This is a genomic window from Deltaproteobacteria bacterium (assembly GCA_029210625.1).
Classification (GTDB): Bacteria; Myxococcota; Myxococcia; order SLRQ01; family SLRQ01; genus JARGFU01.
Genome location: JARGFU010000019.1, coordinates 1 through 19,721, shown reverse-complemented (window position 1 = coordinate 19,721; position 19,721 = coordinate 1). Strand labels below are relative to the sequence as shown.

General features: G+C 72.1%; 11 protein-coding genes. 6 read left to right on the top strand and 5 right to left on the bottom strand.

Going from position 1 to position 19,721, the window contains the following annotated elements; genetic code table 11:
• Nucleotides 1–5: 5 nt before the first annotated feature.
• Both P1V51_17535 and P1V51_17530 read right to left on the bottom strand, forming a co-directional pair.
• Nucleotides 6–7,964, bottom strand: a complete 7,959-nt coding sequence (locus P1V51_17535; GenBank protein MDF1564849.1) for an Ig-like domain-containing protein — start codon at nt 7,962–7,964, stop codon at nt 6–8.
• Nucleotides 7,965–8,125: 161 nt separating this feature from the next.
• On the bottom strand, nt 8,126–8,527 hold the full coding sequence (locus tag P1V51_17530; protein ID MDF1564848.1) for a CBS domain-containing protein: 402 nt from the start codon (nt 8,525–8,527) through the stop codon (nt 8,126–8,128).
• A gap of 95 nt (nt 8,528–8,622) precedes the next feature.
• On the opposite strand from P1V51_17530, the gene P1V51_17525 reads away from it, so the two are divergent.
• Nucleotides 8,623–9,669, top strand: a complete 1,047-nt coding sequence (locus P1V51_17525) for a DNA repair exonuclease (protein ID MDF1564847.1) — start codon at nt 8,623–8,625, stop codon at nt 9,667–9,669.
• Here P1V51_17525 and P1V51_17520 read toward each other — a convergent pair.
• Nucleotides 9,627–10,163: a TlpA disulfide reductase family protein gene (locus tag P1V51_17520; GenBank protein ID MDF1564846.1), complete on the bottom strand. Its 537-nt coding sequence runs from the start codon at nt 10,161–10,163 to the stop codon at nt 9,627–9,629. The two genes, P1V51_17525 and P1V51_17520, sit on opposite strands and share 43 nt — an antisense overlap.
• Here P1V51_17520 and P1V51_17515 point away from each other — a divergent pair.
• Nucleotides 10,162–10,416 (top strand): GDCCVxC domain-containing (seleno)protein, encoded by a 255-nt coding sequence (locus P1V51_17515; protein MDF1564845.1) that lies wholly within the window; start codon nt 10,162–10,164, stop codon nt 10,414–10,416. The two genes, P1V51_17520 and P1V51_17515, sit on opposite strands and share 2 nt — an antisense overlap.
• A 36-nt stretch (nt 10,417–10,452) precedes the next feature.
• Here P1V51_17515 and P1V51_17510 read toward each other — a convergent pair whose 3' ends face one another.
• Nucleotides 10,453–11,433: a redoxin domain-containing protein gene (locus P1V51_17510; protein MDF1564844.1), complete on the bottom strand. Its 981-nt coding sequence runs from the start codon at nt 11,431–11,433 to the stop codon at nt 10,453–10,455.
• Nucleotides 11,434–11,437: 4 nt separating this feature from the next.
• Complete coding sequence (locus P1V51_17505) at nt 11,438–12,547, bottom strand: cytochrome c3 family protein (protein MDF1564843.1); 1,110 nt, start codon at nt 12,545–12,547, stop codon at nt 11,438–11,440.
• Between the two features lie 264 nt (nt 12,548–12,811).
• Here P1V51_17505 and P1V51_17500 point away from each other — a divergent pair, with 264 nt between their 5' ends.
• The 4 genes from P1V51_17500 to P1V51_17485 all read left to right on the top strand — a co-directional run.
• Complete coding sequence (locus P1V51_17500) at nt 12,812–15,589, top strand: MFS transporter (protein ID MDF1564842.1); 2,778 nt, start codon at nt 12,812–12,814, stop codon at nt 15,587–15,589.
• 10 nt (nt 15,590–15,599) lie between these two features.
• Nucleotides 15,600–17,924: a UvrD-helicase domain-containing protein gene (locus P1V51_17495; protein ID MDF1564841.1), complete on the top strand. Its 2,325-nt coding sequence runs from the start codon at nt 15,600–15,602 to the stop codon at nt 17,922–17,924.
• Between the two features lie 98 nt (nt 17,925–18,022).
• Nucleotides 18,023–19,198, top strand: a complete 1,176-nt coding sequence (locus P1V51_17490) for a zinc-ribbon domain-containing protein (protein MDF1564840.1) — start codon at nt 18,023–18,025, stop codon at nt 19,196–19,198.
• 55 nt (nt 19,199–19,253) lie between these two features.
• A partial coding sequence (locus P1V51_17485; GenBank protein ID MDF1564839.1) for a zinc-ribbon domain-containing protein occupies nt 19,254–19,721 on the top strand: 468 nt, incomplete at its 3' end.

Here is a 19,721-nt window from a genome sequence, read left to right as displayed (position 1 = left end):
GACGGCTAGGCGCGGCGACGCCGGAAGAGGAGCAGGCCGGCCAGCAGGAGCAGGGCGAGCGAGGGCCGCGAGGGCTCGGTGCTGCTGCAGTTGCAGCCGCCCCCCGCCGCGACGAGGTCGTCGTCGAAGCCGTCGCCGTCCACGTCGCTGTCGCAGGCGTCGCCGATTCCGTCTCCATCGGTGTCGGTCTGGTCGGGGTTCGAGACATCGGGGCAGTTGTCCGAGACGTCGGCGAAGCCGTCGAGGTCCACGTCCACCTGGCAGACGCTGGGCTCGCCCCCGCAGACCCAGCCGCTCTCGCCCTGGCAGGTCGCCGAGCAGCCGTCGCCGCCCTCGAGGTCGCCGTCGTCGCAGCTCTCTCCGGTGTCGATCCGGCCGTTGCCGCACTCCTCGACGAAGACCGTGAAGGTGATCGAGGGGCCCACCCCCGAGGCGTTGCCCGCGGCGTCCGTGGACTCCGCGTGGGCCTCGTAGGTGCCCTCGGCCAGGGGGCTCGGCACCGGCAGGGTGAAGCGGCCCGCGGCGTCCGCGTCGACGGTCCCGAGGAGGGCGCCGTCGAGGTAGACGTCGACCCGGGAGAGGGCCTCGGCGCTCCCCTCGAGGGTGGGCGTGAAGGTGCCCACGGTGCTGCCATCGGTCGGGGTGTCGATGACCGGCGGAGCCGGCGCGGTGGTGTCGAGGGTGACCGTGACCGCGTTCGAGGCGAGGGAGGTGTTGCTCGCCGCGTCGGTGGCGGTGGCGGTGAGGACGTAGGTGCCGTCGGCGGCCGCGGTGACGGTGAAGGTCCAGTCGCCGTTGGCGTCGGCGGCGGTCGTCCCGGCGTAGGCGCCGTCGACGTAGACGTCGACCGTGGCGCCCGGCTCGGCGGTCCCGGTGATGTCGAAGGAGAAGGCGTCGAGGATCGCGCCGTCCGCCGGATCGGTGATCACCGGGGCCGCGGGAGCGGTGGTGTCGACGTCGATGGAGACGTCGGTGCCGGGCGTGGTGTTCCCGGCCGGGTCGGTGAGGGTGACGCCGACGGTGTGGCTGCCCTCGTCCAGCGGGGCGCCGGGGGTGCAGGACCAGTTGCCGGAGGCGTCCACGGTGGCGGTGCAGACCGGGGTGCCGTCGACGGTGATCGTGACGGTGCCGCCGGGCTCACCGGTGCCGGTGATGACGGGCGTGTCGTCGCCCACCGACTCGCCCTCGGTCGGAGAGGTGATCACCGGGGCCGCCGGGACGGTGGTGTCCACGGTGAGGTTCTGATCGGGGGAGGTGCCGGTGTTGCCGGCCGCGTCGGTGGCGGTGGCGCTCACCGTGTGGGTGCCCTCCGCCAGGGCGGCGCCGGCGGTGCAGGACCAGGCGCCGGCGGCGTCGGCGGTGGTGGTGCAGGCGGTGCTGCCGTCCACCGTGACGTCCACGCTCGTGCCCGGCTCGGCGGTGCCGGTGAAGGTGGGGGTGGTGTCGTTGGTGGCGGCGCCGTCCACCGGGGCGGTGATCACCGGCGCGGCGGGTGAGACGGTGTCGATGATGAGGGCCTGATCGGGGGAGGTGCCGGTGTTGCCGGCGGCGTCGGTGGCGGTGGCGCTCACCGTGTGGGTGCCCTCCGCCAGGGCGGCGCCGGCGGTGCAGGACCAGGTGCCGGCGGCGTCGGCGGTGGTGGTGCAGGCGGTGCTCCCGTCCACCGTGACGTCCACGCTCGCGCCCGGCTCGGCGGTGCCGCTGAAGGTCGGGGTGGTGTCGCTGGTGGTCTTGCCGTCCGCCGGATCGGTGATGATCGGAGCCGCCGGGTCGATCGTGTCGACGGTGAAGGTCTGCTCGGTGGTCGGGGTCGCGTTGCCGGCGGCGTCGGTGGCGGTGGCGCTCACCGAGTGGCTGCCCTCGCCCAGGGGGCTGCTGCCCGAGCAGGTCCAGGCGCCCGCGGCGTCGGCGGTGGCGGTGCAGACGACGCTGCCGTCCACGGTCACGTCCACGGTGGTGCCGGGCTCGGCGGTGCCCGCGTAGGTCGGGCTGTCGGTGGCGATCGTGTCGCCGTCGGCCGGGCTGTCGAGGGTCGGGGTGGCCGGGGCGAGGGTGTCGACCGTGAAGCCGTTCGGGGTCGAGGTCGCGCTGTTGCCCGCGGCGTCGGTCGAGGTGGCCTCGGCGCTGTGGGCGCCCTCGGCCAGGGCCGCGCCGGCGGTGCAGGCGTAGGCGCCCGCGGCGTCGGCGGTGGCGGAGCAGACCAGGCTGCCGTCGACGGTGACCGTCACGGCGCTGCCGGCCTCGGCGGTGCCGGTGAAGGTCGGGAGGTTGGTGGCCAGGATCGCGCCGTCGGCCGGGGTGGTGATCGTCGGCGTCGCCGGGGCGACCGTGTCGACGGTGAAGCCCTGGTCGACGGTGGAGGTCGCGTTGCCCGCGGCGTCGGTGGCGGTGGCGCTCACCGTGTGGCTGCCCTCGCCCAGGGGGCTGCTGCCCGTGCAGGTCCAGGCGCCCGCGGCGTCGGCGGTGGCGGTGCAGACGACGCTGCCGTCCACGGTCACGTCCACGGTGGTGCCGGGCTCGGCGGTGCCCGCGTAGGTCGGGCTGTCGGTGGCGATCGTGTCGCCGTCGGCCGGGCTGTCGAGGGTCGGGGTGGCCGGGGCGAGGGTGTCGACCGTGAAGCCGTTCGGGGTCGAGGTCGCGCTGTTGCCCGCGGCGTCGGTCGAGGTGGCCTCGGCGCTGTGGGCGCCCTCGGCCAGGGCCGCGCCGGCGGTGCAGGCGTAGGCGCCCGCGGCGTCGGCGGTGGCGGAGCAGACCAGGCTGCCGTCGACGGTGACCGTCACGGCGCTGCCGGCCTCGGCGGTGCCGGTGAAGGTCGGGAGGTTGGTGGCCAGGATCGCGCCGTCGGCCGGGGTGGTGATCGTCGGCGTCGCCGGGGCGACCGTGTCGACGGTGAAGCCCTGGTCGACGGTGGAGGTCGCGTTGCCCGCGGCGTCGGTGGCGGTGGCGCTCACCGTGTGGCTGCCCTCGCCCAGGGGGCTGCTGCCCGTGCAGGTCCAGGCGCCCGCGGCGTCGGCGGTGGCGGTGCAGACGACGCTGCCGTCCACGGTCACGTCCACGGTGGTGCCGGGCTCGGCGGTGCCCGCGTAGGTCGGGCTGTCGGTGGCGATCGTGTCGCCGTCGGCCGGGCTGTCGAGGGTCGGGGTGGCCGGGGCGAGGGTGTCGACCGTGAAGCCGTTCGGGGTCGAGGTCGCGCTGTTGCCCGCGGCGTCGGTCGAGGTGGCCTCGGCGCTGTGGGCGCCCTCGGCCAGGGCCGCGCCGGCGGTGCAGGCGTAGGCGCCCGCGGCGTCGGCGGTGGCGGAGCAGACCAGGCTGCCGTCGACGGTGACCGTCACGGCGCTGCCGGCCTCGGCGGTGCCGGTGAAGGTCGGGAGGTTGGTGGCCAGGATCGCGCCGTCGGCGGGCGTGGTGACCGTCGGCGCCGCCGGGGCGATCGTGTCGACGGTGAAGCCCTGGCTCGGGGAGGAGACGCTGTTGCCCGCGGCGTCGCTCGAGAAGGCCACGACCCCGTGGGCGCCCTCCGCGAGGGCCGCGCCCGCGGTGCAGCTGTAGGTGCCGGCGGCGTCCGCGGTGGTGGTGCAGGCGATGACGCCGTCGACCCTGATGGTCACGGCGCTGCCGGCCTCGGCGGTGCCGGTGAAGGTGGGGGTGTTCGTCGCGACGATCGCGCCGTCCGCCGGCGAGTCGATGGTCGGGACGGCGGGGGCGAGGGTGTCGACGGTGAAGCTCTGGTCCGCCGTGGTGGCGCTGTTGCCCGCGGCGTCGGTGGCGGTGGCGTTGACCGTGTGGGCGCCCTGGCCCAGGTCCGCGCCGGGCTGGCAGGTCCAGCTGCCGCCGGCGTCGGCGGTGGCCGTGCAGACCACGGCGCCGTCGACGGTGACGCTGACGGTGACTCCGGGCTCGGCGGTGCCGGAGAAGCTCGGGCGGGCCGTGGCGAGGATGTCGCCGTCGGAGGGCACGGCGATGACCGGGGCGGCCGGGGCCACGGTGTCGACGGTGAAGCTCTGGTCAGCGGTGGAGGTGGCGTTGCCCGCGCCGTCGGTGGAGGTGGCGCTCGCGGTGTGGAGCCCCTGGGCGAGGGCCGCGGCGGCGGTGCAGGACCAGGTGCCGGCGACGTCGGCGGTGGTGGTGCAGACGCTGCTGCCGTCCACGGTGACGGTCACGGTGGTGCCGGCCTCGGCGGTGCCGCTGAAGGTCGGGGTGTCGGTGGCGAGGACGGCGCCGTCGACCGGCGCGTCGAGGGTCGGCGCGACGGGGGCCACGGTGTCGACGGAGAAGCTCTGGTCGGTGGTGGAGATCGCGTTGCCCGCGGCGTCGGTGGAGGTGGCGCTCAGGGTGTGGGCGCCCTGGGCGAGGGCGCTGGCGGCGGTGCAGGACCAGCTGCCCGAGCCGTCGGCGGTGGTGGTGCAGGCGGTGCTGCCGTCCACGGTGACGCTCACGGTGGTGCCGGCCTCGGCGGTGCCGCTGAAGGTCGGGGTGTCGGTGGCCAGGGTCGCGCCGTCGGCCGGCGCGGCGATCGTCGGGGCGGCGGGGGCCACGGTGTCGACGGTGAAGCTCTGGTCGGCGGTGGAGGTCGCGTTGCCCGCGGCGTCCGTGGAGGTGGCGCTCAGGGTGTGGGCACCCTGGGCCAGCGCGCTGGCGGCGGTGCAGGACCAGCTGCCCGCGCCATCGGCGGTGGTGGTGCAGGCGGTGGCGCCATCGACGGTGACGGTGACGGTGGTGCCGGCCTCGGCGGTGCCGCTGAAGGGCGGGGTGTCGGTGGCCAGGGTCGCGCCGTCGGTGGGCGCGGCGATCGTCGGGGCGACGGGCGCGATGGAGTCGACGGTGAAGCTCTGGTCGGCGGTGGAGGTCGCGTTGCCCGCGGCGTCGGTGGAGGTGGCGCTCAGGGTGTGGGCGCCCTCGGCCAGGGCCGCGCCCGCGGTGCAGGACCAGCTGCCCGCGCCGTCGGCGGTGGTGGTGCAGGCGGTGGCGCCATCGACGGTGACGGTGACGGTGCTGCCGGCCTCGGCCGTGCCGGTGAAGGTGGGGGTGGTCGTCGTGACGAGCGAGCCGTCGGTGGGCGCGGTGAGGGTCGGCGTCGCCGGCGCGGTGAGGTCCACGGTGACGAGCACGGGGGCGGAGAGGCCGCTGGTCGAGCCGGCGACGGTCTGCTGGGCCGTGAAGGGATGGGTCGTCTCGGAGAGGGAGGAGACCACCAGCGACCAGGCGCCCGCGCCGTCGGCCACCACCGTGCCGATCGAGCTGCCGCCGTCGAAGACCTCGACGGTGGCGCCGGGCTCGGCGCTGCCCGAGAGGGTCAGGGTGGTGGTGGGGACGCTGCTGCCGTCGGCGGGAGTGGTGATCACCGGCGGGGGCGGCACGACCTCGAAGGTGGTGGTGTCGCTGGCGATCTCCGTCCCGCAGGAGGTCCGCCAGGTGGCCACGACCGAGTAGATCCCCAGGGCGGGGAAGCTCACCGTGGGGACGGCCCAGCCGGCGTTGTGGGTGTCGAGGGGGGCCAGGGTGATGCTGTTCTCGACCCGGGTGACCTCGGCGCCGGTGTAGGCGGCGAAGGTGCCGGCGCTGGTGAGGTAGAGGGTCCCCGAGGGGTCGATCACCGTGAAGTCGACGTAGGCGCCCTCGTAGACGGCCTTGGTGTTGGTGGAGAGCAGCGTGGCGGTGCCGGCGACGGTCTGCCCGTCCCCGAAGACGGAGGCCACCGGGGCGTGGAAGGCGATCGCGCCGCTGCGCTCGAGGACGACCTCGATGGAGTCCACCGGCGTGCCGCTGCTGGTGTCGGTCACGGTGACCGTCCAGGTGCCGAGGGGGTCGGCGGTGCCGAAGGTGTAGCTGTCGAAGGCCTGGCCGCGGCCGTCGGTGGGCACCAGCGCGCTGCGCTGATCGACGGCGAGGGGATCGGTGTAGGTGAACTGGTAGCGAGCGGCCTCGGAGGCGACCAGCGGCGCGGCGTAGGCGTAGACCGGGGTGCAGTTGGTGAACTGCTTGCTGAAGAAGAGGAGGGAGGGGTCCCGGTAGGTCGCGAGGGTGCCCACGGCCAGCTCGTCGGTGGCGGTGTCGAAGACGGTGGGGCTGGTCTCCGAGGTGGCGGTCACGGTGATCGTGTCGGTGCTGCCCACCGGGGTGCCGGCCGGGACCATGACCTCGACGATGAAGTGGAAGGAGCCCCCGTAGGCCGGGACCGCCGCCACGGTGGGGCAGGTGCTGGTGATGAGCGTTCCGTCCGCGATGGAGCCGTCGCCGTCGGGGTCGGACCAGACCCGGGTCGTCCAGCCGTTCCCGGAGGTCGTGAGGAAGCCCATGCAGTCGGCCAGGGGCTGGGCGTTGATGAGCTCGTGAGGGAAGAAGGCCGAGGCGCCGGCCTGGGCCGCCAGGTCGGTGAGGGCGACCGCGCTGTAGTCGGGGAGGATGAGCAGGGCGCTCGAGGCCCGGGTCACGAAGGCGGCGGAGTGGGCTCGGACCGGGTTGGAGTCCGGGATCACCCGCACGACGGTCGTGGTGAAGTCGCCCACCAGGGCCGTCAGCGGGACGTCCACCTCGAGGACCAGCCCCAGGCTGCTCCCCGCCGGGATGAGGCCCGTGTCGGGGAAGCCGTCGGCGTCGGTGTCACCGGGCACGCTGTCCCACACGCCGTCGCCGTCGGTGTCCTCGCCGAGGAGGACGTCGCCGACCCCGTCGGCGTCGGTGTCGAAGTAGAGGCGAGAGGACCAGCCCCCGGCCGCCACCAGCTCGAACTCGCCGCGGTCATCCGAGACGCCGTTGTTGTGGACGTTGGTGGGGTGGGGGACCGGGAATCCCTGCACCCCGGTGCGCACGCCGCCCGGCTGGATCGTGAAGAGGCCCAGGGCGGTGACGTCGAGGGCGCTGCCCCGGACGCTCGGGTCCAGGCGCGACTCACCGAAGAGCTCGGTGGTGTCGTCCACGCCGTCGAGGCCCGAGGCGAAGGTCAGGCGCAGCACCAGGTCGAAGCTGGCGCCGGGCAGGAGGTTGCCGGTGTCGGGCCGGCCGTCGGCGTCGGTGTCCCAGGCGGGGACCACGTCGGCGGGCAGGAAGACGCCGTCGCCCTCCGGATCGCTCGCCATCAGCTGATCCGGGTTGCCGTCGGAGTCCAGGTCCGCCCAGAGCTCCACGGCGGCGCCGCGGTTGGAGACCGCCCAGAGGTTCGCCGTGTCGTCCTGGTTGCCCAGGTTCGAGACGGAGTGGACGTACTCGATCGTCCCGGGGCCGGCGATGTTGCCCATGTTGTCCGGGCTCACCAGGATCTCGGTGCTGCCGAAGAGGCCGATCCCGCCGTTGGGTCCGCCGAGGTTGTCCTCGTAGCCGCCCACGGTGCCGGCGGCCACGTGGAAGTGGATCGGGGTGCCCGCGGGGACGCCCATCTGGCTCCAGGGCACCATGAACTCCATCGCCAGGGTGCTGGTGCCGGGCTGATCCGGAGAGGTCCAGAGGTTGGCGCCGATGCCGCCGGCAATGTCGTAGCCGTCGGCGTTGCCGGCGCCGTCCTCCATCGGGTCGGGGGTCGGCGGGACGGCCGGGGCGTAGGCGTAGAGGTCGACGCTCAGGTCGTTGTTGTCCTGCCAGCCGACCCGCACCACCTCGTCGGTGGGGCTCATGAGGTCGTCGCCGTCGAGGTCCATGAAGAAGTAGAAGGTCTGCTTGGCCCCCGACCCCTGGTTGACGCGCTCCGTGTAGAGGTAGAGGTTCGTCGCGTCGTAGGTCCAGGCGAAGCGGTAGAGATCGCGGCCCTTGCTCCCCACCGGGCAGTCGAGGTCGGCGGAGACCGCGCAGTCGATGCTGGAGCCGTCCCCGTCGAGGGTCACCTGCAGGGGGTTGGCGAGCACGACCGCCCAGTCCCCGAAGGAGCCATCCACCGTGATGGTGGTCAGGGTGGGCGAGCCGGCGCGGGCCGGCACGGCCAGGAGCAGCAGGCCGCAGATGGCCGTGAAGAGAGCAGTCCAGCGGAGCTTCATCTCGTCTCCCCTCCCATGGGGACTCGGACGGACCCCCCCTCGGGGCCCCCGGAAAACCGTAGCGATAACTAACCTATGCACGACCCGGGGTCATGCAAATGATCCCGGTCACGCCCCCCGGGCCGACGTCGGGCGGCGGTCCGGGCTGCTCTCGCGGGTCTTCAACCCGGGAGACAGTAGGCCGTGTAGCGCAGGATGTCGAAGCGGGTGATGGCGCCGACCACCTTCTCGTTCTCCAGGACGATCAGGCGCCGGAAGCTGTGCCGCAGGAAGAGGCCCGCGACGTAGCCGATCTTCATCTCCGGGGTGACGGTCACGACCTCGGTGGTCATGAAGTCGGAGACCGTGGCGTTGGTGCCCAGGCCCCCCCCCTCCGCCGTGAAGATACCCAGGCAGTCCCTCTCGCTGAGGATCCCGAGGAGCTTGCCCTCGGAGTCCACCACCGGCGCGCCGGTCACCCGGTGGCGCACCAGGAAGCGGATCGCCTCCAGGATGGGCTGGGTCGGAGAGAGCGTCGGCACATGGGTGTCCATGTGCTGACCCACGGTCTCGAGCGCGGTCATCTCGACCTCCTTGTATTCGTCCCTGCCCACAAGTGTAGGGACCGCGCGCCACACCCGGCAACCGGTGTCAGGGGCCCCGGCTAGCTTGGAGGCCCATGGACCTGCGCCTCCTCCTCCTCGCCGACACCCACCTGGGCCTCGACGCGCCCCGGCGCCCGCGGGTGGAGAGGCCCCGCCGGGGCCCCGACTTCTTCGCCAACTACCGGTCGGCGCTGGCGCCCGCCCGGCGAGGAGAGGTCGATCTGGTGGTCCACGGGGGCGATCTCTTCTTCCGCTCGAAGATCCCCCCCTCGCTGACCCGGTTGGCCTTCGAGCCCCTCTTCGAGGTCGCCGACGCCGGGGTGCCGGTCTTCGTGGTGCCGGGGAACCACGAGCGTGGGGCCATTCCCCACCCCCTGCTGGCCCTGCACCCCGGCGTCACGATCTTCGACCGGCCGGCCACCCACACCCTGGAGGTTCGGGGCCGGCGGGTGGCGCTGGTGGGCTTCCCCTTCGCCCGGGCGATCCGCGCTCGCTTCCCCGGGCTCCTCGCCGCCACCGGCTGGCGGGACGTGGAGGCCGACCTCCGCCTCCTCTGCCTCCACCAGGCCGTCGAGGGCGCGCGGGTGGGGCCGGTGGACTACACCTTCCGCGGCGGGGAGGAGGTCCTGCCGGGCCGGGCGATCCCCCGGGGCTTCGCCGCGGTGCTCTGCGGGCACATCCACCGCCACCAGATCCTGCGCCGTGATCTCGCGGGCCGACCCCTCGCCGCGCCGGTGCTCTACCCGGGCAGCATCGAGCGCACCGCCTTCGCCGAGGCCGCCGAGACCAAGGGCTACCTCCTCCTCGAGCTCGATGAGGGCGGCCTCCGGCGCCAGCGCTTCGTCCCCCTGCCGGCGCGTCCGATGGTGGAGGGGCGGCTCTCGCTCGAGGGAGAGCGCGAGACCGTCGAGGCCCGCCTCCGGGAGCTGCTCGGGGCGCTGCCGCCGCGGGCGCTCTGCCGCCTCGTCCCGGAGGGCGCCCTCACACCGACCCTGGCCGGGCTGCTCTCGGCGGCCTCCCTGCGGGCGCTGGCCCCCCCGGGGGCCAGCGTCGAGCTGCGTCCGCCCGGGGCGAGCCCTCAGAGGAAGAGGCGCGCGAGCAGGCCCAGGGTGGTGGTGTAGCCCACCGCCGAGCCCTTCACCTTGCCCTCCCGGTCCAGGAAGTAGACCGTCGGGTAGGAGGCGACCTTCAGCTCGGCGGCGAGGGCGTCGCCGGCCAGGAGGACCGGATAGTCGACCTCCTGCGCGGCCACGTAGCCGCGGACCTCGGCGAGCTCGCCGTAGGAGACCACCACCGAGAGGACGTTGGCCTTCTCGCCGGCCAGCTCCTGCACCCAGGAGATGTTCGGGGACTCGGCCCGGCAGACCCCGCACCAGGGGGCCCAGAACGCGAGGAGGGTGGGCTTGCCCTCCAGGGAGCCCAGGGCGAGGGGCTCGCCGTCCAGGGTCTGGAGGGTGAGCTCGGGCAGGGGCACGTCCCGGACGTGGCCGCGGGTCTGCCAGGCGGAGATCAGCACGATGGCCACCGCGACGAGGAGGAGGTCGGTCCCCCACCGGTACCAGCGGCGATCCCGCAGCTCGGCGTGGCGCTGTTTCAAGGATGCGAGGCGGCTCATGATCGGGGTAAACATGATCACGATGTCGGCCTGCGCCAGTGTCCAGCTCCACAGCGTGCTCACCTGCCCCGAGTGCGGGCACCAGAGCCGCGAGGAGATGCCCACCGACGCCTGCCGCTTCTTCCACGACTGCGCGGGCTGCGGGGCCCTCCTCAAGGCCCTCCCGGGCGACTGCTGCGTCTTCTGCTCCTACGGCGACACCCCCTGTCCGCCGGTCCAGGAGGAGGGGAAGGGCGCCTGCTGCAGCCGCTGAGGCCGGGGAGCGGATCGGGACGAGCGCGGAAGCGGTCTACTCGGCCTTCGTGGCCTTCTTCTCGGGCTCGGGGGTCGCCTCCGGGGCGGCGTCCTTCTCGGGCTCCGGGGTCGCCTCCGGGGCGGCGTCCTTCTCGGGCTCCGGGGTCGCCTCCGGAGCGGCTGCCTTCTCGGGGGCCGGGCCGAAGCCGCAGGTGCCCATCCCCGCCTTCGCCATCTCGTCCTCGGCGTCGAGGGAGAGGGCCTTCTCCAGGTGGGGCTTGGCGGCCTCGCACTTCTTCTGCTCGGCCAGGATGTCACCGACCATCGCGTGGGCCGGGGCGAACTCGGGCGCCGTCTCGATGGCCTTCTGGGCCAGCTCGAGCGCCTTGTCGAGCTTCTTGGCCTTGCGCATCATCGCGGCGAACTTGAGGTTGCGCTTGGCGACGGCCACGTCGCCGCCCTGGGTGGCCTTGGGCGGCTCGAGCACGGCCTGCAGCTGGGCGTCGTCGATGTCCCCCAGGGCGTGCTGGACCCGGGCGCGCACCAGCGCACAGTAGTTGATCCGGCGGAAGGGCTGATAGGCCAGCAGCTTGTTGTCGCCGCTGGCGATGCCGATGACCGGGTGCAGGCGGACCCCGAGCTTGCCGTAGAGGGCGTCACCCTTGTCGATGAGGATCGGGGCCTTCACCCCCGACTTCTTCACCATCGCCTGGGAGTCGGCCTTCGGGTAGTAGTCCGAGACGATGCCCACCCAATGAACCGGGCGGTCGGCGAACTCGGTCTCGCACTTCGCGATCTCCTCCAGCACCGTCTCGGAGTTCTCCTGCCCCGGGCGCACGAAGAAGAAGACGGAGATCTTCTGCTTCGGATCGACGAGGGGCGCGACCTTGCCGGCGAGGGTCGGCAGCTTGGCCTGCGGGATCGTGTCTCCGATCTCGAAGTTGCTGAAGGAGTGGCTCTCGGCCGCGACGCCAGCAGTGGCGAAGAGGGCCGCGAAGACGACGAACTTGGGCACGAACACGAAGCGCACTCCCATCTACCTACTTGCTCCCCACACCGTTCACGTACTCCTTGGCCGTGTGGCAGGTCTTGGCGCAGCGCCCGCCGGTGGGGGTCTGCTCGTAGTTGACCTTCAGCACCCAGCCGCTCTTGCCGTAGGGGACGCCTTCCCGGATCTGGTGCTTCTCCTTCGAGGCGTGCACCTCGTGGCAGGCGCGGCAGGTGCGGCCGCGGTCCGCCTTGTTCACGTGCACGAAGTGCAGGTTGCGGTCACCGTCGCGGAACTTGGTCAGGGTGGTGGTGTTCGGCTTGTCCATGATCTGATCGTTGTGACAGCCGTAGCAGAGCTTGTAGTTGGTCGGGTCGTAGTCGGCGTAGAACTTGCCCGGGTAGTCCTCTCGCAGCAGGCGGAACTGCTCCGAGCCGTGCGGCTTGTGGCAGGCGGAGCAGTCCTTCTCGGCGACCGGGTCGTGGTGGACCGGGTTGTCCTTGAGGAGCTTGAGGAAGTTGGTCATCGCCTTGCCGTCCGAGGCCTTCATGTCGTCCTTGCCGTGGCAGTTCACGCAGAGGTCGAAGGGGAGCTGCACCAGCAGGTTCTCCACGTTCGACGCGTGCGGGTTGTGGCAATTCAGGCAGGCCTTCTCGGCGGTCACGGAGTCGTGCTGCACCTTCGACTCCTTGATGATCTTGCCGATGTCCTCGTGGCAGTTCAGGCAGGTCTTGGCCGGGGAGGTGTAGAGGAGCATCCGCTCCTTGGCGTTGTGGGGGTTGTGGCAGCCCACGCAGGACTCCAGGGCCGCCCCGTGCTTCACCGCCCGCTGCTCCATGATCTCGCCGATCTGCTCGTGGCAGTTGAGGCAGAGCTCGTTGGGCTTGGCGTTGATCGGGCCCGGGTTCTTCGGATCACTGTTGGCGTGGCAGATGCTGCACTCGCCCATCTCGAAGGGGGCGTGGGACCAGCCGACCTCGACCCCGGCGGGGAGGGGCGCCGTCTTGAACTTCTTGGCCGGCGTCGGCTTGGCCTTCTTGGCCGGCGTCGGCTTGGCCTTCTTGGCCGCTTCGGCGCTGCCGGGAGCGGCGGCCACCAGCAGGGCGGTGCAGGAGGCGGCGACGGCGAGCCAGGTGTGGATCTTCATGAGTTTCGACCTCATCGATGAGATGATCGTGGTGATCGGGAGATGATCTGGATCGTCTAGGGAGCGCATCGATCCGTCCGCCCGGTGTGGGTGGACGGAGCCACTGTAGGCTGCTGGCGTAATCTGTCACCTTCTCGACCACCCCGTCGAGATCGCCGCGATCCGGGCCCCGGCGGCTTGCCCAATGGGCCCCGCCTTTGCGATACAGGGCAGCCCTCGAGAGGCCCTCTCCCACGAGAAGGCCGATCGACAACCGTTCTTGCCTGGCCGGGAGCCCTCATGAAAGCCCTCCTCCGCTTCGCCCGTCGGACCCGTCGTTTCCGCCTGACCTTCACGATCGTGATGGCCCTCGGGATCCTGATGGCCACCAGCTACAGCCCGGGGCAGGAAGCCCAGGCCCAGGACGAGGCCGCCGCCGAGGCGCCTGCCGTCGCCGCCGAGGCCGTCGCCGAGGCTCCCGCCGCCCCGGAGGGCGAGGCCGTCGCGCCCGCCGAGGGCGAGGAGGCCGAGGCTGAGGCGGAGGCGGAGGCGGAGGCGGAGGCTGGCGCTGAGGCCGAGGCGGAGGCGGAAGCTCCGGCGGAGGGACCGTCCACCGAGGCGCTGGGCGCCAGCGCCGAGAAGCTCCTGCGCGGGCTCTCCGGGCACATCTCCCCCACCCCCGAGGCCAAGGACGCCGAGCTCGACGCCGAGCTCAAGGCGCTGGCCGCCGGTGAGGCCGACGCCAAGAAGAGCCTGCGAGCCATCCTGGAGAAGCCCGAGAAGGCCGGCGCCAAGATCCATGAACTGCGCCGCCATGGCTTCGTGCCGGTCGAGAAGATCCGCTGGGACGAGGTCCGCAAGGCCGCGCCCCCGAAGAAGGCCGCCGAGGGTGAGGAGGCCGCCGAGGACCACGGGGCCCCGGTGGCCGCCTGGGAGCTCTTCGGCATCATCACCGTGGCCGACAAGCCCCGGGAGGCCGAGGGCTGGGTGCCGCGCTCCAAGGTCGTGAAGGTGACCTTCACCGCCGACCAGAAGATCGTGGACGTGGTCCGCCCGACCACCGACGAGCTGAAGGCCTCGGCCATCGTCGAAGCGCTCCTCGAGAAGATGCGGGCCGGTGAGGTCGAGGCCGCCTGGGCCGGGACCAGCGCGATGCTCAAGCAGGAGCGCGACGCCGAGCAGCTGAAGGCCGAGCTCGAGGGGGACGAGTTCCTCGCCGCCGAGTCCATCGAGTGGGGCGAGTCCACCAGCCTCGAGGGCGGCTTCAAGCTCAAGGGCACGGCGAAGATGAAGGACGGCTTCGAGATGCCCTTCTACGCCGCCCTCATCGAGACCGAGGACGGCCTGAGGGTCCTCGACCTCCAGTCGACCACGAGCTTCTTCGACCGGATCCGCGGCGGCCGGGGCGACACCCTCGACATCTCCTTGATGATCGTGGCCGTCGCCCTGCTCCTGGGCTTCGTCTACATCCTCTTCTCCTACGCCAAGGGCCTGGGTGGCTCGCCCCGCGAGCTCTACATCCTCTTCTTCACCAAGGTCACCGAGTACAGCGCCTACGGCGCGGCCCAGCTGGCCTTCATGTTCTACCTCCGGGAGGACATCGGGCTGGGCGACATCGGGGCCGGCACCTACTACTCGGTCTGGTCCACCGTGGTGACCGCCACCACCATGGCGGTGGGCGCCATCTGCGACGCCATCGGCATCAAGAAGACCCTGCTGCTGGGCAGCTTCGCCCTGCTCCTCTCCCGCGCCGTGATGCCCTTCGCCAACGACATCTGGATGGCGACCATCTTCGGCTTCATCCCCCTGGGCATCGGCATCGCCATCACCGGCCCGGTGCTCTCGGTGGGCATCAAGCGCTTCACCACCATCGAGGGCGCGGCCCTGGGCTTCGGCCTCTTCTACACCCTGATGAACGTCGGCTGGGCCATCGGCGCCGCGCTCTTCGACGTCGTGCGCATCAACATGGGTGAGATGGGCACGATGAACTTCCTGGGGGACACCCTGACCCCCTGGCAGGTGATCTTCGGCCTCGGCTTCTTCATCAACCTCCCCGACCTGGCCGCCATCCTCTGGATGCGCGACGGCGTGGAGATGACCGAGGCCGGCATCCGCTTCCCCAAGAAGCAGGAGAAGGTCGCCAGCGAGGGTCCACGGGGCAGCCTGCTCTCCCGCTTCATGGCCGAGGGCAAGTCCAAGGTCATGGAGACCGTGAAGATCTTCGGTGAGAACTTCATGCAGCGGGTCTTCTGGGTCTTCATCCTGCTCATCGCCATCACGGTCTTCGCGCGGCTGACCTTCTTCCACTTCCACATCACCTGGCCCTCCTACGGCATCCGCTACTTCGGCGCGGGCTCCCTGGTCGGGAACATCTTCGGCGTGCTCAACCCGATGATGATCGTCTTCCTGGTGCCGGTGATCGCCTACTTCACCCGGAAGGTGCGCTCCTACTGGATGCTGCTGATCGGCACGATCGTCTCGGTCGGCTCGATCTTCTTCGTGGTCCTGCCGGTGGAGACCTTCGCGGGCCTCACCGACACCTGGTTCGGCGCGGTGATCTACGATCGCTGGCTCGAGGTCCCGGTGGGGATGCGCGATCCCTACTACCTCTCGATGGTCATCTTCGTGATGACCTTCACCGTGGGCGAGGCCATCTGGTCGCCGCGGCTGATGCAGTTCACCGCGGAGATCGCGCCCCCGGGGCGGGAGGGCTCCTACATCTCGCTCTCCTACCTGCCCTACTTCGGCGCGAAGTTCATCGCGGGCCCGATGGCGGGCTTCCTCCTCTCCGGCTACGCGCCCGAGTTCGGCGTCGATGGGGTCTACGGGAACTACCCCGATCACCAGATGATCTGGTGGTGGATCGGCGGCATGGCCGCCCTCACCCCGATCGGCCTCTTCCTCCTGCGCGGCGTCTACCACGCCGCCGAGGAGCGGGCCGAGAAGGCCGCCAGGGAGGCCGCCGAGGCCGAGGCCGCCGCGGAGGCGGAGGCGGTGGCGGTGGACGAGTCCACCGACGACACCTTCGATGCCGTGGGCGACCCGAAGGGCGAGCACGACGGGGGCGAGAAGAAGTAACCTTCCCCCCTTGAGCGGTCTCAACCCCCCCCAGCTCGAGGCGGCCCGTCACGTGGACGGGCCGCTGCTCATCCTCGCCGGCGCCGGCTCGGGGAAGACCCGCGTCATCACCCACCGCATCGCCTGGCTGGTGGAGGAGGCCGGGATCCCGCCCGAGTCGATCCTGGCGGTGACCTTCACCAACAAGGCCGCCGCCGAGATGCGCGAGCGCTGCGAGGCCCTCATGGGCGCCCCGGCGCGCCGGCTCTGGCTCTCGACCTTCCACGCCGCCGGGGTGCGCATCCTGCGCGAGTACGGCGACCGCCTGGGGCTGCCCGAGCGCTTCGTCATCTACGACGACTCGGACCAGCGCGCCCTCATGCGGCGCATCCTCCGGGACCTGGGCTTCGACGAGGACGCCTTCTCGCCCCGGGATGCGCTGGCCCGGATCGACCAGGCCAAGGGCAAGGGGCAGGGGCCCTCGCAGATGGAGATCGGCCACTTCGACCTGGTCGGCGAGCGGATGCGGGAGGTCTACGTCAGCTACCAGGAGGAGCTGCAGCGCGCCGGCGCGGTGGACTTCGGCGATCTCCTGCGCCTGCCGGTCCTGCTCCTGCGCGAGCACGCGGACGTGAAGGCCGACTTCCATGCCCGCCTGCGGCAGGTGATGGTCGACGAGTACCAGGACACCAACGTGGTGCAGTACGCGCTCCTCAAGGAGCTGGTCGGGCCCGACACCAGCGTGGTGGTGGTGGGCGACGACGACCAGTCGATCTACCGCTGGCGGGGCGCCGACATCTCCAACATCCTCTCCTTCGAGCGCGACTTCCCCGGCGCCAAGGTCGTGCGCCTGGAGCAGAACTACCGCTCGAGCCAGACCATCCTCGACGCCGCGCACGGCGTGATCCGCCACGCCCGGGGCCGCAAGCCCAAGAAGCTCTGGACCGACGCGGGGCACGGTGAGCCCATCAAGGTCATCGCCTGCGGCGACGAGGTGGAGGAGGCCCGCTGGGTGGCCGCCACCGTCGAGCGCCTCTCCGAGGAGTACCCGCTCCCGGAGATCGCCATCTTCTACCGGGTGAACGCCCAGTCCCGCGTCCTGGAGGACGCCCTGCGGGCGGCGCGGCTGCCCTACCACATCGTCCGGGGCCGCTCCTTCTACGAGCGCGCCGAGATCAAGGACCTGATCGCCTACCTGCGCCTGGCCCTCTCGCCGGACTCGGACGCCGACCTGCTGCGGGTGATCAACACGCCGCGGCGGGGCATCGGCAAGAAGACCGTCGAGACCCTGCTGATCGCGGCGCGCCAGGAGCGCACCAGCGCCTACCGGGCGCTCGTCTCCCCCCGCCTCGAGGGCCGCCTCGCCGACCGCGCCCGGGCCAAGCTCGCCGCCTTCCATCGGCTCATCGACGACCTGCACCACCGGGCGATGGAAGAGCAGGCGCCGGACGTGATCGTGGCGGCCGCCATCGCGGCCTCCGGCTACGGCGACGCGCTGCGGGCCGAGGACAGCGACGAGTCCCGCGAGCGCCTCGAGAACCTCGACGCCCTCCTCGGGGCGGCCACCGAGCGCAGCGGCCGGGGCGCGAGCCTGGCCGACTTCCTCGACGAGATGGCGCTGACGAGCGACGCCGACGGTCAGTCCCAGGACGAGCACCGCATCAGCCTGATGACCCTCCACGCCGCCAAGGGCCTCGAGTTCGACGCGGTGGTGATCGTCGGGATGGAGGAGCGCACCTTCCCCCACAGCCGGGCCTTCGTGGTCGGGGAGACCGAGTGGGACCCGGAGGAGATGGCCGAGGAGCGGCGCCTCTGCTACGTCGGCTTCACCCGCGCCCGCAAGGAGCTGGTGCTGACCTGGGCCCGCTCGCGCTTCCTGATGGGGAGCCGCCAGGTGAAGCGGCCGAGCCGCTTCCTCGAGGACATCGAGCCCGACCTGATCGACCCGGCCTGCCGGCCCCAGCGCAGCCTGCTGGAGCCGGGGTGGAGCGGAGAGGCCCACCGCCAGGGGCTCTCCGGCTACCGGGGCCGCCAGCGCGGGCTCTTCGACGAGGACGCGGTGGATCCGCCCGCCGGGGACGACTTCGACGCCCTGACCGACGCCGCGGAGGCCCTGGCCGAGGAGGTGGTCCACCCCGAGCCCGGCGAGGTGGTGGTGGACTACGCCTTCGATCAGCGCCCCGAACACGAGCGCGGCGGAGGGATCCCCCGCCGGGGAGGGCGGGTCTGGCACCGCACCTTCGGTGAGGGGCGGATCGCCGAGGTGGACGGGCGGGGCGACAAGGCCCGCCTCACCGTCGACTTCGAGGGCGTGGGCCGCAAGAAGGTCATCGCGCGCTTCGTCGAGGTGATCTGAAAGACGACACCCCCTCCCTCTCGAGGGTGTCCTCCGGGGCGTCAGTTTGGCGACCCACCCCCCTTCTTGTGGTAGCTTCGACGCGCGAAAGGCATTTCATGCGGCTCTCCTGCCCCTCCTGCAAGACGACCTTCGAGATCCCGGAAGGTACGGCCACGGCCGGCAAGAAGGTGCGGTGCGCGCGCTGCAAGATCGTCTTCAAGATCCCCGGGGCCCCGGGAGCCAGCCCACCGCCCATGCCGGCGGCCGCCCCCGCCCCCGCGCCGCAGGCCGCGCCCCTGCCCGGGCTGGCGGTCACCGGGAGCCAGCGCACGGCCTACGAGGAACTGCAGGCCGCCCCGCCCGATCCGCTCCCGCCCGGGATCGGCACCCAGGAGGACCTCGACACCCTCCCGCAGCTCGGCGAGCCGGCCGATCCCTGGGGCGGGAGCGAGGGCCGCCTCGAGGTGGATCCCTTCGCCGACCTCGAGGCGACGCCGGCCCTCAGCGAACCCACCCCGACGCCGATGCCGACCCCGATGCCCGGCGGCCCCTCCCGGGGCACCAGCGCGATCCGGGCCCAGAGCGGCGCGCCGGCGACGGTCGAGGGGGCCGCGAGCGAGGAGCTCACCGGGGCCTGGAAGCTGCGCCTCTCCGACGGGACGGTGCGCAACTTCGACTCGATGGAGGAGGTCCACAACTACCTGGGCGCGCACCCGGATCCGGGCGCCGAGGTCTCCTCCGACGGCCGCACCTGGCAGGACCCCGACTCCCTGCGCTCGATGCAGGCCCCGCGGGCCGTCTCCCGGGAGCCCACCGGCCTCTCGGTGGCCCTCCGGGCGGCCGCCGCGCCGATCGCCGACCCGAGCGAGGGCGCCGGGGTGGGCTGGTCGGCGGCGGCGGTCCTCGCCACCTTGCTGATGCTGGTCTCGGTGCTGGTCGCCGTCCAGACCCTGCAGGTCGTGGACCTCTCGGGCTGGGTCCCCTTCGACGCGCTGGGCCTCGACGCCATCGGTGGAGGGCGGGTGGCCCCGGTGGAGGACGCCGGCGATCCGGCCGTCGACCAGCGGGCGGCCTACGAGGCCCTCATGGGCCAGGCGACCCGCGCCCGGAAGGAGGGGCAGCTGGTCGACGCGGTCATCGCCTACCGGCGCGCGGTCGACACCCTGGAGAGCCCGGAGGCCCTGGAGGCCCTGGCCGAGGTCTACGAGACGCTGGGCGAGGAGAAGCGCGCCGGGAAGATCCGGGGCCGCTTGAAGGCGTTGCGTGAGAAACGGGGGAAGCGTACACCCTGAAGAGCGCGTGCGACGTGGCCGCAGCGCGGCTCGTGCGGGAGTGTGAGAGGAGACCATGGACGTTCGTTGCGAGAAGTGCGGGACGGTTTATGACCTGGACGAGGCCCAGCTCACCGACGCTGGGGTCACCGTCCGCTGCACCGAGTGCGACAACGTCTTCCGGGTGCGGCGCCGCTCGGTGGCCTACACCGAGCCGGTCGCGCCGCCGCTCGCCGCCTCCGCGAGCGACAAGCCCTGGCAGATCCGCACCAAGAGCGGGGACGTCTACACCTTCAAGGACCTGACGACCCTCCAGAAGTGGATCGTCGAGCGGAAGGTCAGCCGGGACGATGAGATCTCGCGCTCGGGTGAGACCTGGAAGCGCCTGGGGAACATCGCCGAGCTCGCCACCTTCTTCCAGGTGGTGGATCAGGCCAACGCCATCTCCACCGGCGCCACCTCGCCGGCGCAGCCGGCCGCTCCGGCGCCCGTGGTGCCGCCCCCCGCCGCGCCCGCCCCGGCGCCCGCGCCCGCGGTGGTCCCC

Coding starts and splice junctions, on each gene's coding strand:
- P1V51_17490 (MDF1564840.1), top strand. CDS start 18,023: ATGCGGCTCTCCTGCCCCTCCTGCAAGACGACCTTCGAGATCCCGGAA.
- P1V51_17505 (MDF1564843.1), bottom strand. CDS start 12,547: ATGAGGTCGAAACTCATGAAGATCCACACCTGGCTCGCCGTCGCCGCC.
- P1V51_17535 (MDF1564849.1), bottom strand. CDS start 7,964: ATGAAGCTCCGCTGGACTGCTCTCTTCACGGCCATCTGCGGCCTGCTG.
- P1V51_17510 (MDF1564844.1), bottom strand. CDS start 11,433: ATGGGAGTGCGCTTCGTGTTCGTGCCCAAGTTCGTCGTCTTCGCGGCC.
- P1V51_17520 (MDF1564846.1), bottom strand. CDS start 10,163: ATGAGCCGCCTCGCATCCTTGAAACAGCGCCACGCCGAGCTGCGGGAT.
- P1V51_17500 (MDF1564842.1), top strand. CDS start 12,812: ATGAAAGCCCTCCTCCGCTTCGCCCGTCGGACCCGTCGTTTCCGCCTG.
- P1V51_17515 (MDF1564845.1), top strand. CDS start 10,162: ATGATCGGGGTAAACATGATCACGATGTCGGCCTGCGCCAGTGTCCAG.
- P1V51_17530 (MDF1564848.1), bottom strand. CDS start 8,527: ATGACCGCGCTCGAGACCGTGGGTCAGCACATGGACACCCATGTGCCG.
- P1V51_17525 (MDF1564847.1), top strand. CDS start 8,623: ATGGACCTGCGCCTCCTCCTCCTCGCCGACACCCACCTGGGCCTCGAC.